Source organism: Terriglobia bacterium (assembly GCA_020072785.1).
Classification (GTDB): Bacteria; Acidobacteriota; Terriglobia; order Acidiferrales; family UBA7541; genus Acidiferrum.
The window spans coordinates 1,330,091-1,343,481 of the sequence record JAIQGG010000002.1 but is presented as its reverse complement, the minus strand read 5'-3'; the positions used below and the strand labels follow the sequence as shown (position 1 = coordinate 1,343,481).

Here is a 13,391-nt window from a genome sequence, read left to right as displayed (position 1 = left end):
AACGCGTGCAGCGGGTCGGGCATTCGGTCAGTTGGCATTCTGTTCAGTCTGTAAACTATCTATTTTAGCCGACCTGCGCCAAATCACCAAGCCGCGCGTTTTCCGCGCCTCCCCCGCATTTGCCGCCTCCCCGCGCCTTGCAGTACACTGAATGTTTAAGTTGCATTTCCGGGAGCCCCCGATGCTGGTCGTCATGCAGTCCCATGCCACCCCCGAGCAGATTCAAGCCGTCTGCGCGCGCATCGAAAGCCTCGGCCTGAAGGCCCACCCCATCCCCGGCGCTCTGCGCACCGCCATCGGCGTCACCGGCAACAGAGGCGCCGTGGACCTCGGCATCCTCGAAGCCCTTCCCGGCGTCGTCGAATGCATCTCGGTCAGCAAGCCCTACAAACTGGTCAGCCGCGACGCCAAGCCCGAAGACACCATCCTGCGCATCCCCACGCCTTCCGGCGACGTCTTCGTCGGCGGCGACAAGATCGCCCTCATCGCCGGCCCCTGCGCCGTCGAAACCGAAGAGCAGCTCATGACCGTGGCCGAGAGCATCGCCAAAACCGGCGTGCGCCTCCTCCGCGGCGGCGCCTTCAAGCCCCGCACTTCCCCCTACAGCTTCCAGGGCCACGGCGAAGAGGGCCTGAAAATCCTCGCCAAAGCCCGCGAGCGCTTCGGCCTGGGCATCGTCACCGAAGCCGTGGACAACGAGAGCCTTGACCTCGTCGAGCGCTACGCCGACGTCATCCAGATCGGCGCCCGCAACATGCAGAACTTCTCCCTCCTCAAGCGCGCCGGCCGCGCCAAAAAGCCCGTCCTGCTCAAGCGCGGCATCTCCGCCACCCTCGACGAATTCCTCATGGCCGCCGAGTATCTCCTCTCCGAAGGCAACTACAACGTCATGCTCTGCGAGCGCGGCGTGCGCACCTTCGCCGACCACTCCCGCAACACCCTGGACCTGAGCATCATCCCCGCCGTCAAAAAGCGCAGCCACCTGCCCATCCTCGTGGACCCCAGCCACGGCACCGGCCTGCGCAGCAAGGTTCTGCCGCTCTCCCGCGCCGCCATCGCCGTCGGCGCCGACGGCCTCCTCGTCGAAGTCCATCACGCCCCCGACCAGGCCCTCTCCGACGGCATGCAGTCCATCCTCCCCAGCGAACTCCAGCAACTCGTCGCCGAAGCCCGCCAAATCGCCGCCGTCCTCCACCGCTCCGTCAACTAGCCCCGTGGCACAGCCATTCCTGGCTGTGTGCCTTTTCTGCCGCCCTGCCTTTGCCTCGCAACTTTGTAGGGGCGACGGCATTCATCCCGACCGGGTCGGGATGCCGCCATCTTGTTTCTACTTTCCACGGTCCCTCCCCTCCCCACCCGTCATTTCGAACGAAGCAAGCCGACGCTCTTTCTTCCCGCTTCGTTCCTGCGAAGCGGTCGGCTTGCGTAGTGAGAAATCTCTCTTCCTCCACGCCTGCTGCCCGATCTGGAGTCACCAAAACACAACCGCCTCCGCTCTGCGCCGTAGGTGCGCATGGCGTTTACCCCGACCCGGTCGGGGCATCCCGGTCCGCTTTTCGGACTCCGGTGGAGGCCCTCCTGGGACTCTCGAAACCGGAGATGCTGTCACGGGGCGCGCCAGACGTCAGGCCAGCCCGTCAGGACTGGGAAAACTGGCATTTGAGATAACGGTCGGCTAGAATCTCGCCGGGCGGAACATCGGTCTTTTCGCGGGAGCGCTTCGTGATCGCCGGCCTTCTTCGCTTTCGGCGAACACAAGCGCCTTGCCGTAAAAGTGACCGGCGGCCGCGGCATCGCAAGCCTCAAGGTCCTGCAGCTATGACCTACACTTCCCATTCTTGTCATACCGAACCCGCCGGCTCTTTATCACTCGTCATTCAGGCGTTTCGTTGTCATTCCGAACCCGCGGCCTCATCGCAGGTGAGGAATCCGCTTTTTCCGGTCTCCACATGAACCACCACTACGCCATCTACATCCTCGCTAGCCGCTCCCGCTCCCTCTACACCGGCGTAACAGACAACCTCGAACGCCGAATGATCGAACATCGCCAAGGTCTCGTCCCGGGCTTTACCACTCGTTACCGAGTCTTCCGCCTCGTCCACTTCGAATCTTTCGGCCACATTCAAGACGCCATCGCACGCGAAAAGGAAATCAAAGGTTGGCGCCGTGAAAAGAAAATCCGCCTGATCGAATGTAAAAACGCAACGTGGGAAGACCTTGCAGTCCAATTACCGCACGCTTACCGGAGTCGGCAATTCCAAAGCGGATCCCTCACCCGTTCGCTAAAGACCAGCGAACGGATTCGGGATGACAACCAAAAAGATCACGATCGGCTACCGGGAAGCTCATGACCATTAACACCAGCATCACGGCTGGTTGTCATTCCGAACCCGCCGTTTTTTGGTGGGTGAGGAATCCGCTTCTCGCTTCGGTCTTTTCCTTTTGTCATCCCGAACCCACCGTTTTTTGGCGGGTGAGGGATCTGCTCTTTTTCCTTCCGGTTCTGCTTTTTCTTCCGGTTTTTCTTTTTCCTCCTGTTTTCGTTTTTCTCTCTGGCGTCATTCCGAACCCGCGCTCTTTGCGGGTGAGGAATCTGCTTCTCTCTTGAATCCTATGGCCACCAAAACCATCGACCAGCTCATCATCAACTCGCCCTACAGCGAGCCCGCCGAACACCGGAAATACGACCGCGAATCCCGCCTCTTCTCCCCCGTCCCCGCCCGCCGTCCCGCCGGACACCAAGGCACCCATGTCATTCCGAACGAAGTGAGGAATCTGCTTTTCTCTTAGACTCTCATCCGCGTCCCGGCGCTTTTAGCCGGGAAGCCCGGCTCTGCTCTCGGGTTGTGTAGCACCGGGCGGAATTTATCCCGACACAGCCGGGAAGCCCGGCTCCCGGTTTCGTCTTTTGTTTTGCCCGTCATTTGCGTATGGCGTTTACCCCGACCCGGTCGGGGCATCCCGAACGGTTTTGCGGGATCGAACGAAGCAAGCCGACGCTCTTTCTTCCCGCTTCGTTCCTGCGAAGCGGTCGGCTTGCGTAGAGAGAAATCTCTCTTCCTCGGCGCCTGCTGCCCGATCTGGGAATCACCAAAACACGCAGCCGCCCGCACTCCCCGCTGTCCATGCCTTTGTAGACGCCGGGCTTGAGCCCGGCTCCTGGTTTCGCCTTTTGTTTTTGCTCGTCATTTCGAACGAACGTGAGAAATCTCTCTTCCTCGACGCCTGCTGGCCGATCTGGGAGTCACCAAAACATACAGCCGCCTCCGCCCTGCGCCGTAGGCGCGCCAAACGTTAGCCCAGCCCGCGCGGGCTGGGAAAGCTTGCAATAAGAATCGCGAGCGCCGTAGGTGCGCCAGACGGTAGCCCAGCCCGTGAGGACTGGGAAAACTTGCGGAACCGACCGCAACGGAGAAATCTCTCTTCCTCGACGCCTGCTGGCCGATCTGGGAGTCACCAAAACACACAGCCGCCCGCACTCCCCGCGGACACTCCTCCGCCCTGGATGGCCTCTGCGCGCTCAATTCGCTGTCTCTCCTGCTTCGCTACTCGTTCGGCAGCGGCAGCGCCGCGATCCTTCCCCTTGGCCGCCATTCAATCGCCGCTGAAAAGGCGATTTATTGGCCAGGGAAAGACCTGCAACTCTTTTCCAGTCTTGGGGTTTGATAACTTGAGGAGGCGCCTCAGACGAACCTGAGACGCCAGTAGGCCTTCAGATCCAGGTAGGTTTAGGACCGCTCTTCCGGATCTGACGAAAGGTCCAAAAATGCGCTATCTAAGGTATCTCGCTTTCCTTGGCATTTTCATGCTTACCGCAGGTTACTCCCAGGCTCAAGTTTCCGTTGGCATTGCCATCGGCCCGCGCTACGGCTACGTCCGCGTAGCTCCCGTTTGCGCGTACGGTTACTATGGCTACTACCCCTACGAATGCGCACCTTATGGCTACTACGGTCCGGAGTCATTTGTCGGCGGTGTCTTTATCGGTGCTGGCCCGTGGTTCCACGGCTACTACGGTCGTGGTGGATACGGCTACTACAGCCGCGGGCGTGGCTACGCTCGGGACTATGACCACGACCGCTACTCCGGTCGTGGCTACGGCTACTACGGCCGCGGCAACAGTTACTCCGGGCGCGGCAACGGCTACTACAACCGCGGCAACGCGTACTCCTCTGGGCGCGGCAATTATGGCCGCGGCAACGCCCACTCTGGGCGTGGTGGATACGGTCATGGCGGCGGTGATGGACGCGCCTCAAGTGGCCGTGGCTACCAGGGTGGTCATGGGGGTGGAGGCTCCCACGGCAACAGAGGCGGTGGATCCCGCGGTGGCGGACATCGGTGATTTGACACCCATAGTAGGCGGTTGGCGCAAATTTAATGACCGGGCAAGATCGGGGTGCCCCTCGATAAGAGCGAAGCACGTTTTTTGCGCCCTGGTTGAGTTTACGGGCATGAGTGGGGTTTTTCTCTTTGCTGTTCTCCTCATCCTTGAATGCGCCTCGCCGCACCATTCGAAATACCACTAATCTATATAGACTCTGAGTACATTCTGCGCTATAGTAATTTTGTTTTTCGGCGCGGAGGAGATAGGAACTCGCCCCTTGTCCTCTCCACCGCTCGCGCCGCAACTCTCCCTCCCCGGCCGCCAATTCATCGCATACACCAACGCATCCAAGCCCGTCCCGCAACCCCTCCAGAATCAGCACTTCCGCACTCTCCCGTATCAACGAAAATCTACACGACTTAAAATTCTTTCCTTTGATACTCTTGCGCACTCTTTCGCGCACAGCGCAATGCAACTCCCAAGAAATCAATTCTTTGCGCACTCTTTGCGAAAAACACGGGGGTGGGTAGGGGGTGCCGTGCCACATCTTAAAACTTTACTTGAACTCCTGTCCCCTTCCGGCTCTGCGCGACTCTGTGCACGGAGCTCGCTCCGATCTTATCGGTGCGTCTCTGCGTTATCCTTTTCTTTCTCTTCTCCCTCCGCCCCATGCGACAATTCGGGAACTCTATGAAGCGCCTTAACAACTTCCGTGTCTATTTTCTCCTTGCCGTCCTGCTCGTCGCGGGCATCGTCGTGATCCTCCGCGAGCACGGGCCCTCGTTCCTGCGCCCCGGTCTGCGCCTCTGCGCCTACGTGCTCACCGACGACGGCGATGTCACGGTCGTGGATCTCATCCGCCTGGCCGTCTCCGCGCGCGTCCCCGTGGGCCCGGCGCTCTCCGGCCTGGTGGAGCACCCCACGCGCGCGGAGATCTGGGGCGTGAGCACTGCGGGCGGCTACGCCTGGGTTCTGGACGCCAAAAGCAACCAGGTCGCCGCGCGCATCCCCGTCGGCGCTTCCCCCTATGCCGTCTCTTTCTCCCCGGACGGCCGCCGCGCCTACGTCACCGCCGCTGCTGGCGAATCTCTGGTGGTCGTGGATTGCGCCTCGCGCCAGGTGCTGGCGCGCACGCACATCCCCGGCGAACCCGTCCTCGTGCGCGCCACCCCCGACGGCAAATCCCTGCTGGTGCTCAACGGCCGCGAAGGAAAGTTGGACGTCTACGACGCCGCTTCGCTCGCCCCGCGCGAGGCCATCCCGGTCGTGCCCCGCCCCGGCCAGATCGCCGTCCTCCCCGACAGTTCCTTGGCCTTCATCGCCAGCCGCGAGAGCCGCCTGCTCTCCGTCGTGGACCTGCGCCGCGGCGTCCTTCTCGCCAACCTGGAGCTCGCCGGCATTCCCACCGACCTGCTGCTCAAACCCGATGGCGGCGAACTCTACGTCCTCTCGCCCGGCGCCCACGGCCTGCAGGCCATCAACACCTGGACCCACGAGGTCGGCGACTACGTCCTGCTCGGCTCCGCGCCCACCCGCGGCATTCTCAGCGGCGATGCCAGCCTGCTCTACGTTTCGGACACCGCCGCGGGGCGCGTCGCCCCCGTGGACATCGCCAACCGCCGCGTCAGCCGCCCCGTGCAGGCCGGCCAGAATCCCACTGTCTGCCGCTTCGATCCCGGCGAAAACCTTCTCCTCGTGGTCAACGAAGGCTCCGACGACCTCGCCGTCATCCGCGTGCGCACCAATAGCCTGCTCACTCTGATCCCCGTGGGCAGTCATCCCCGCGAGCTTGCCGTGAAATTATTTTGATGGCTCCCGGAAAAAAACGGCAACGGCCGCGCGCTACGAGGCGGGTTCCAGCGGCCACGAGGAATCTTCCTCGCCCAGGCTGGCTTCCAGCGTGCCTTCCGCCGGCAGCACGTCCACCGGCAAGCCCCCGTGCCATAACGCCGCGCCCAGCCGCAGATGCGTCTGCCCCGCCAGGTTCAGCAGTTCCTTCTGCACCGATACTTCGAGGATGCGGTCGTAGGCCACCGCCGCCACGCTGCGCGGGTTCAGCAGGCAGATGCGGTTTTTCTCCACCGCAAATTCCTTCACCCGCCCCCGCTTCAGCATCACCACGATCGCGATCTCTTCCGCCGCGCCGATGCTGATGCGGAACTCCGGATCGTCCATCTGCTCGATGGCGTCCGGGAAGGGATCGATGCGCACGAATAGGCAGTCCTCGCTGAAGCCGTAGCGCAGCTCGTGCAGATAATAGGTGCGCCCGTGCATCGCCCCCCCGCGCCGCTCCGGGGCGTAGAGCCCTGCGCCCATCCACTCGAAGTATGAAGTGTCCCGGCCGTCCACGGTCACCCGCAGCAGCCCCGCGGGCGCCAGCTTCACCGCGTGTTCCGGCTGGCGCTTGATCGGTTTCCCCAGCTCTTCCGGCGCCGTGCGCCCCAGCGCCAGGTACACCCCCGTCAGGTGCTTGCGGAAGAGCGCGTCGAATTCCGCGTCGTTCGCCGTGCTGTGCTCCGGCCCGAACCACCAGCACCAGTCGCTGCCTTCCGCCGTCAGCAGCGATTCGTAGGCCGCGGCCAGCGCCGTTTCCGTCGGCGCACTCTGCATTCCCTTGGCCCGCGCCTCCGCCCCGCGCGTGTACGCTTCCCGCGCATCCCACAACAGTTCCCAGGCCGACACGTCCTCGTTGTGCCCGATCCACACGTCGAAATTGGCGTTGATCCACGAAGCCGGGAAAATCACCCGCGACGTCGGCAGCTCCCCGCCCGCCTCAATCGCTTCCGAGCCCGTGAGCGGGCGGATATCCGCATCGTCCTGCACCCGGCGGTAGAACTCCCGCAGGAATTCCCGCCCGTTGCCCGGATAGTATTCCCAGGCATTTTCTCCGTCGAGAAACAGGCAGACCGTCAGCGGATGCTCCGCAGCCACGCTCTCGCCGATATGCCGCAGCCGCCCATGCAGGTCGGCCGCCGCGTCCTTGCCGTCCAGCCGGCTGTAGACGAACCCGATCAGGTCCGAGAGGTGATGGTCGCGGAAGAGTCCGGCTATCTCCTTCCCGCCGGGCTGAAAGCGCCACGGCTGGTACAGGCGTTCCGCGTTTGCGGGCAGCCCCGCGGCATCGCGGAAGAAGCCCACGTTCAGCGTGCGTCCCAGCACGCCCTCGTCCGTGCCGAACCAGCGGAAGCCCTCTTCCGCCGCGATCCGCAGCGTCTGGTCGGAGACCGAGCCTTCCGAAGGCCACAGCCCGGCCGGTTGCGTGCCGAACACGCGCTGGTGATACGCCCGCGCGCGCTGCAACTGTTCCCGCACATCCTCCGGGTGCCGAAACGCCCGCCGCGGAAGTGGCGTGCCCGGATTGGCCACCCGGGCAATGTCTGAATCGCACAGCAGCGGCAGGATCGGGTGGTAGAACGGCGTCGTCGTCAGCTCCACCTGCCCGCGCGCCGCCGCCTCGCGGTACGCCGGCAGCACCCGGCTCAGCAATTCCAGCTGCTTGGCGCGCAACTCCGCCTTGTCCTTCTCCGTGTAGTCCTTGCCTTTCGACGCCAGCCGGCTCACCACCGCATCTTTTTCCAACCAGTACTCGTCCATCCAGGCCATCTGCGAGAGCACCTGCAGGTCCCGCCAGTCGCGCAGCGAAAACGAGACCAGCGCCTGCGCGCCCCCCGCCGCCTGCGCCCATTCAAACAGTTCCACGAGCCGCGGCCACCGCGCCATCAACCGCTCGTGATTCACCTGAAACGCCCGCGCCAGAATTTCCCGCTTGTCTTCCCCGCTCAGTTCCTCCGCGGGGCGGAAGGCCAGCGTGAACCAGGTCTCGTCGAATGTCCCGCTGGCGTACTCCTCCAGTTGCATGCCCAGCGACGGCACCACGTTAAACGTCGCATGCACCCCCGGGAACTCCCGCAGCAGTTCCACCATGCCCCAGTAGTCCTTCAGGGCGTGCAGCCGCGTCCACGGCAGCACGTAGGTTCCGCTGTCCGGATCGCGATACTGGGGCTGGTGCATGTGCCACAGCAATACCAGGTGGACCCGATTCATTTCTCGCTCCGTTCCTCGGACTTCTCCTGCATCGTGCTACACTTGGCTCCCGCTCTATGCGCATCCTGGACCGCTACATCGTCCGCGAAATTTTCCGCCATGCGCTTCTCGGGCTAATCGTCTTTTCGTTCGTTTTCTTCATCCCCCAGCTCGTCCGGCTGATGGAACTCTTTGTGCGTCACGCCGGCTCCAGCGGGCAGATCCTCACCTTGCTGCTCTGCGCCTTCCCCGGCATCCTGGTCTTCACCCTGCCCATGGCCGTCCTGGTCGGCGTTCTGCTCGGCCTCGGGCGCATGTCCGCCGACAGCGAATTGATCGCCCTCACGGCCCTGGGCATCGGCCGCCGCCGCGTGCTCCTGCCCGTCGCCGTCCTGGCCGCCGGGGGCGCGCTGCTCACCCTGCTCATGACCCTGTGGGCCAGCCCCCTGGCGCTGCGCACCTTCCGCTCCATCGAGACGAGTCTCATCGCTTCCCAGGTTTCCTTCCAGGTGCAGCCCCGCGTCTTCGACGAGCGCTTCCCCCGCCTCGTCTTTTACGTCAACGACGTGTCCCCCAGCGGGATGCAGTGGCGCGGCGTCTTCCTGGCGGAGGCCGGCGGGGAGAGCGGTTCGCGGCTCACCTTGGCGGAAGAAGCGATTGTAATTGCCGAATTGCAGCGCGGCAAGCTCGAGCTCCACCTGCGCGGCGGCACCACACACGAATTCTCCCGCAAAGAGCCCGAGCGCTACTCCGTCACCGCCTTCGGCGACAGCGACTGGCCTCTCGAGCTCACCGACCTGGCCCCCATCTCCCAGCGCCCGCTCAGCAACGCCGAGCGCTCGGCCGGTGAACTTCTCGCCGTCGACGGCCCCGCCTGGCGCGACGCCCGTGTCGAACTGCATCGCCGCCTGGCTTTCCCCGCCGCCTGCCTGGTCTTCGCGCTCATCGCCGTGCCCTTCGGCGCGCGTCCTCGCCGGGGCGGCCGCGCCGCCGGCTTCCTGCTTGCTGTTCTGCTGATTGCCTCCTATTACCTGCTGCTGGTTCTCGGCGCGGGATTCGCCCGCCAGGGGCTGGTCCCGCCCGCCGTGGGCATCTGGGCCGCCAATGCCATCCTCGCCGCGTTGGGCCTCATCCTGCTCCCGCAGATGGAGCAGTACCGCGGCGATAGCCCCCTCCTGCAGCGCCTGGAAAAAATTGCCGTATGGTTTCGCCTACTGCGCCGCCGCCTGCGCGCCCGCGCCGCCGAGCGTGCCGCTAATGGCGCGCGCAGCAGCCGCGATGCCGCTGTGCTTTCCGGCTCCAGCTTTCCCCGCCTGATGGACTTCTACCTCCTGCGCCGCTTCTTTTCCTTTTTCCTGCTGCTGATGGGCGCCTTTATCTTCCTCTTCGAGACCTTCACCTTCTTCGAACTGCTCGACGACATCGCTCGCCACCGCGTCCCCTTCCTCGTGGTGCTCAACTATTTCCGCTTCCTGACCCCCTACCTGCTCTACCAACTGGCCCCGCTCGGCGCGCTCATCGGCGTCCTCGTCACCCTGGGCGTCATGTCCAAGAACAACGAGATCGTGGCTTGCAAAGCCAGCGGCATCAGCCTCTACCGTCTGGCCCTGCCACTGCTCCTCGCCGGTCTGGCCCTGGCAGGCACCATGGTCCTCCTCGACGATATTTATCTCCCCTATGCCAACCAGCGCCAGGACGCCCTGCGCAATCTTATCAAGGGCAAGCCCGCGCAGACCTTCTTCCGCCCCCACCGCCAGTGGATCTTCGGCGAGAACTCGCGCATTTACAATTATGACCTCTTCGACCCCGCGCGCAGCCTCTTCGGCGATTTAACCGTCCTGGAACTCGATCCCGCCACCTTCCAAATCCGCCGCCGCGTCTTCGCCGCGCGCGCCCACTGGGCGGAGGCCCAGAAGATCTGGATTCTGGAGTCCGGCTGGATCCGCGACTTCTCCGGCGGCACGATTACGCGCTTCGACCGCTTCAACGTCACTTCGCTCCCCGAGCTTACCGAGCCGCCCAGCTATTTCCACCGCGAGGTGCGCCCGGCCATCCAGATGAGCTGGAGCGATCTGCGCGCCTATATTGACGACCTGCACCAGGCCGGTTTTGACGTCTCCGCGCTCACCGTGCAGTGGCACAAGAAAATCGCCTATCCCCTGATTGCCCCCATCAGCATTCTCCTGGCGATTCCCTTCGCCTTTTTCGTGGGCACGCGCGGCGCCGTCGGCGGCGTGGCTCTGGGTGTGCTTATCGGCATCCTTTACTGGGCTGTGGCCGCCCTGCTCGAAGCTATGGGCGGCGTCGGCCAGCTTCCCCCGCTCCTCGCCGGCTGGTCGCCCGATCTCATTTTCCTCTTCCTCGGCCTCTACTTCTTTCTGAAGATGCCCACCTGATTGCCGCCGCCTTTTCCTCCGGCTTCCGGTCACCGCGACGCGTGACCTCCATCACTGACCCGCCCACAGGACCCGATGCAGACTTATCTGGCCGCAGACAACGGGATGTTTCCAGTCCCCCCTCCCGCATTTCCTGCCCCGCTGGAAAGGATGACGACCTATGCGCAAACTTTTCTTCCTCTTGGGCCTGACGCTCTTCGCCGCTTGGCCCCTGCCCGCACAGCGCAACGAGACTCCCCTGGCTGAAGTCTACGTTGGCCCTTCGCTGCTCCGCAATGACGCCTTGACCTCCGGCGGACGCGAATTGTTTGGCGGTTGGCAAGCCAGCTTGAACTGGAATTACTCCAGCGTGCTGGGTTTCAAAGGCGACTTCGGCGGGCACTACCGCAGCATCGGCGGGATCAACTTCCACCAGCACGAGTACCTGTTCGGTCCGCAGCTTTCGGCGCGCTCCCACAGAGCCACGGGATTCCTCCATGCTCTGGCGGGCGCCGCGACCTTCGGCGGGGGCGGCAGCAGCATGACGGGCACGGCCATGGCCTTCGGCGGCGGCGTGGACATGCATGCGGGCCAGCATTTCGCCATTCGCGCCGTGCAGGTCGATTACCTTCCCAAGCGTCTCGCTGGCGACTGGTTCCACGACGTCCGCGTCAGCGCGGGCATTGTCTGGCGCATTGGCGAGAAATAAAGCCGCGCGCGGACTATCTTATCCCGTGGCCGGCGCCGGTGTGTCCTTCGGCAGGAGCAGGACCAGCCCCGCTCCGGCGAACAAGGACACCCCCACCGCCGCAAAGCCTCCGGTCACGCCCCACTGCGTCTGGCTGATCGCCCCGATCGCCCACGGCCCCGCAATCCCGCCCAGATTGCCCACCGAATTAATGAACGCAATGCCCGACGCCGCGGAAAATCCCGTCAGAAACTCACTGGGCAGGGACCAGAACGGCCCCAGAAAGCTGTAAATCCCCACAATCACCAGGGCCAGCAGCGCCATCGAGAAGAAGGGCGAGCGGGTCGTCCCCAGCAGCATCAGGGCCAGCCCGCCTGCCAGCACCGGAATCGCCGTGTGATACCGCCGTTCCCCGCGGCGGTCCGAACTCCACGACACCAGCAGCATCCCCAGCAGGCCCACGAGGTACGGCACCATCACCAGCACACCTACCACGCTGTTGGAGTACCTCCCGGAGAGCGCCTTCACCGTCTGCGGCATCCAGAAGCCCATCGAGTACAGCCCGATCATCAGCGCGAAGTATGTCCCCGCCAGGTGCCACACCCGCCCGTGCGTCAGCGCCTGCAGCGCCGATACCGGGTGCGCGCCCCTCTTCTGCTCTTCCTCCCGCTGCAGCTCCCCCAGCAGCCACTCTTTTTCCTCCGCCGTCAGGAATTTCGCTTCCGCCGGACGGCTGGGCAGCAAGAAATACGTCAGCACTCCGCAGACCACCGCCGGGATCCCCTCCAGCACCAGCAGCCAGCGCCAGCTGCTGATCCCCAGCCAGTGCACATGATCCAGAATCAGCCCCGAAAGCGGCGCCCCCACAATCGACGTCACCGGCAACCCCGTCAGGAACAGCGCCAGCGTCTGCGCCTGCTCCCGCTGCCGGAACCAGTAGGTCAGATACAGAATCATCCCCGGGAAAAAACCGGCCTCCGCCACTCCCAGCAGAAAGCGCAGCACGTACAACTGCGCCACGCTGTGCGCCAGCCCCGTCAGCACCGCCACCATCCCCCACGTCAGCAGGATCCGCGCAATCCACACCCGCGCCCCGATCTTATGCAGCAGCAGATTGCTGGGAATTTCAAACAGGAAGTACCCGACGAAGAAAATCCCCGCCAGCAGCCCGAACTGCCGGCTCGTGATCCCCAACTCCTGGTTCATCGTCAGCGCCGCAAAGCCGATGTTGATGCGGTCCAGAAACGCCACGATGTACAGCACGAACAGAAACGGCAGCAGCCGCCCGCGCAGCTTGCGCCGAATCCGCGCTTCCCTTCCGCCCGCCGCACTCGTCAAGTAACCCGCTCCTCAGCTAGCGGCGAATTTATCCCGCTCCGCTTCTCCGGAAAGACCCGGCACAACAGCAGATGCGCCGGCACATAGACCACCGCCACCAGCCCCAGAAAAATCACCCCCAGGTGCACGGGCCCGGGCCCCCACGCGCGGTGCAGTAGCGGATCCCGGTAGGCAAAGTTGAGGTTCAGTTCCGGCGGCAGGAAGCGCGATACCACCAGCAGCACCGCGGCAATCCCGGACTGCGCCGCCAGCCCCCGCCGATCGTAGCCCGTCTTCCGCAGCGTCCACAGCAGCACTCCGGGCAGCGCCACGTGGTAGAGCGAGAGCAGCCGCACCCACTCCGGGTAGCGCGCGTCCCACAGGTACTCGGTTCCGCCGAACAGATGGCGCCCGGCAACCAGCCGCCAGCCCACATCCAGAGCCCAGAGCAGCCCGGCGAAGAGCGCGCTCACCGCCTGGCTGGAAAGCAGCAGGCGGCTTCCCCGCCACACCCCGATGCACGCGAGGATCACCGCAGCGTCGCACAGCAGCAGTTGGTTCGCCCAGCCCCACACCCGCACATACACCGGCAGCCACACCAGCACCCAACCCAACGCCACCCAGCGCAGCACCGGAAATGGCTCGCGCGCGGCAGTCATCGGCACTC

At 64.1% G+C, this 13,391-nt stretch carries 10 protein-coding genes; 7 read left to right on the top strand and 3 right to left on the bottom strand.

What is annotated here, in order from left to right; all coding sequences use genetic code 11:
• Positions 1 to 181: 181 nt before the first annotated feature.
• The 5 genes from aroF (at position 182) to LAN61_09040 (ending at position 6,130) form a co-directional block, all read left to right on the top strand.
• Complete coding sequence (gene aroF / locus LAN61_09060; protein MBZ5540652.1) at positions 182 to 1,210, top strand: 3-deoxy-7-phosphoheptulonate synthase; 1,029 nt, start codon at positions 182 to 184, stop codon at positions 1,208 to 1,210.
• Positions 1,211 to 1,949: 739 nt separating this feature from the next.
• Positions 1,950 to 2,351, top strand: a complete 402-nt coding sequence (locus LAN61_09055; GenBank protein ID MBZ5540651.1) for a GIY-YIG nuclease family protein — start codon at positions 1,950 to 1,952, stop codon at positions 2,349 to 2,351.
• Positions 2,348 to 2,608: a hypothetical protein gene (locus tag LAN61_09050; protein ID MBZ5540650.1), complete on the top strand. Its 261-nt coding sequence runs from the start codon at positions 2,348 to 2,350 to the stop codon at positions 2,606 to 2,608. The genes LAN61_09055 and LAN61_09050 overlap by 4 nt, the downstream gene beginning before the upstream one ends.
• A 5-nt stretch (positions 2,609 to 2,613) precedes the next feature.
• A complete protein-coding gene (locus LAN61_09045; protein MBZ5540649.1) occupies positions 2,614 to 2,790 on the top strand; it encodes a hypothetical protein in 177 nt (58 codons plus the stop codon).
• A gap of 2,221 nt (positions 2,791 to 5,011) precedes the next feature.
• The gene (locus tag LAN61_09040; protein MBZ5540648.1) at positions 5,012 to 6,130 is read left to right on the top strand and encodes a hypothetical protein; all 1,119 of its coding nucleotides are present in this window, start codon (positions 5,012 to 5,014) and stop codon (positions 6,128 to 6,130) included.
• A 33-nt stretch (positions 6,131 to 6,163) separates the two neighbouring features.
• On the opposite strand, the gene LAN61_09035 is transcribed toward LAN61_09040, so the two are convergent.
• Positions 6,164 to 8,365: a glycoside hydrolase gene (locus tag LAN61_09035; GenBank protein ID MBZ5540647.1), complete on the bottom strand. Its 2,202-nt coding sequence runs from the start codon at positions 8,363 to 8,365 to the stop codon at positions 6,164 to 6,166.
• A gap of 56 nt (positions 8,366 to 8,421) precedes the next feature.
• On the opposite strand from LAN61_09035, the gene lptF reads away from it, so the two are divergent.
• Together lptF and LAN61_09025 are read left to right on the top strand one after the other, a co-directional pair.
• Complete coding sequence (gene lptF / locus LAN61_09030) at positions 8,422 to 10,740, top strand: LPS export ABC transporter permease LptF (protein ID MBZ5540646.1); 2,319 nt, start codon at positions 8,422 to 8,424, stop codon at positions 10,738 to 10,740.
• A 160-nt stretch (positions 10,741 to 10,900) separates the two neighbouring features.
• Entirely contained in the window at positions 10,901 to 11,428 is a 528-nt protein-coding gene (locus LAN61_09025; GenBank protein ID MBZ5540645.1) for a hypothetical protein, read from the top strand.
• An 18-nt stretch (positions 11,429 to 11,446) separates the two neighbouring features.
• Here LAN61_09025 and LAN61_09020 read toward each other — a convergent pair whose 3' ends face one another.
• Together LAN61_09020 and LAN61_09015 are read right to left on the bottom strand one after the other, a co-directional pair.
• On the bottom strand, positions 11,447 to 12,745 hold the full coding sequence (locus tag LAN61_09020; GenBank protein MBZ5540644.1) for an MFS transporter: 1,299 nt from the start codon (positions 12,743 to 12,745) through the stop codon (positions 11,447 to 11,449).
• Entirely contained in the window at positions 12,742 to 13,389 is a 648-nt protein-coding gene (locus tag LAN61_09015) for a hypothetical protein (GenBank protein MBZ5540643.1), read from the bottom strand. Before LAN61_09015 ends, LAN61_09020 begins: the two co-directional genes overlap by 4 nt.
• Between the last annotated feature and the right edge of the window lie 2 nt (positions 13,390 to 13,391).

What these genes read in the sequence shown, in the direction of transcription:
- aroF (MBZ5540652.1), top strand. Translation starts at nt 182, where the DNA reads ATGCTGGTCGTCATGCAGTCCCATGCCACCCCCGAGCAGATTCAAGCC.
- LAN61_09055 (MBZ5540651.1), top strand. Translation starts at nt 1,950, where the DNA reads ATGAACCACCACTACGCCATCTACATCCTCGCTAGCCGCTCCCGCTCC.
- LAN61_09050 (MBZ5540650.1), top strand. Translation starts at nt 2,348, where the DNA reads ATGACCATTAACACCAGCATCACGGCTGGTTGTCATTCCGAACCCGCC.
- LAN61_09045 (MBZ5540649.1), top strand. Translation starts at nt 2,614, where the DNA reads ATGGCCACCAAAACCATCGACCAGCTCATCATCAACTCGCCCTACAGC.
- LAN61_09040 (MBZ5540648.1), top strand. Translation starts at nt 5,012, where the DNA reads ATGAAGCGCCTTAACAACTTCCGTGTCTATTTTCTCCTTGCCGTCCTG.
- LAN61_09035 (MBZ5540647.1), bottom strand. Translation starts at nt 8,365, where the DNA reads ATGAATCGGGTCCACCTGGTATTGCTGTGGCACATGCACCAGCCCCAG.
- lptF (MBZ5540646.1), top strand. Translation starts at nt 8,422, where the DNA reads ATGCGCATCCTGGACCGCTACATCGTCCGCGAAATTTTCCGCCATGCG.
- LAN61_09025 (MBZ5540645.1), top strand. Translation starts at nt 10,901, where the DNA reads ATGCGCAAACTTTTCTTCCTCTTGGGCCTGACGCTCTTCGCCGCTTGG.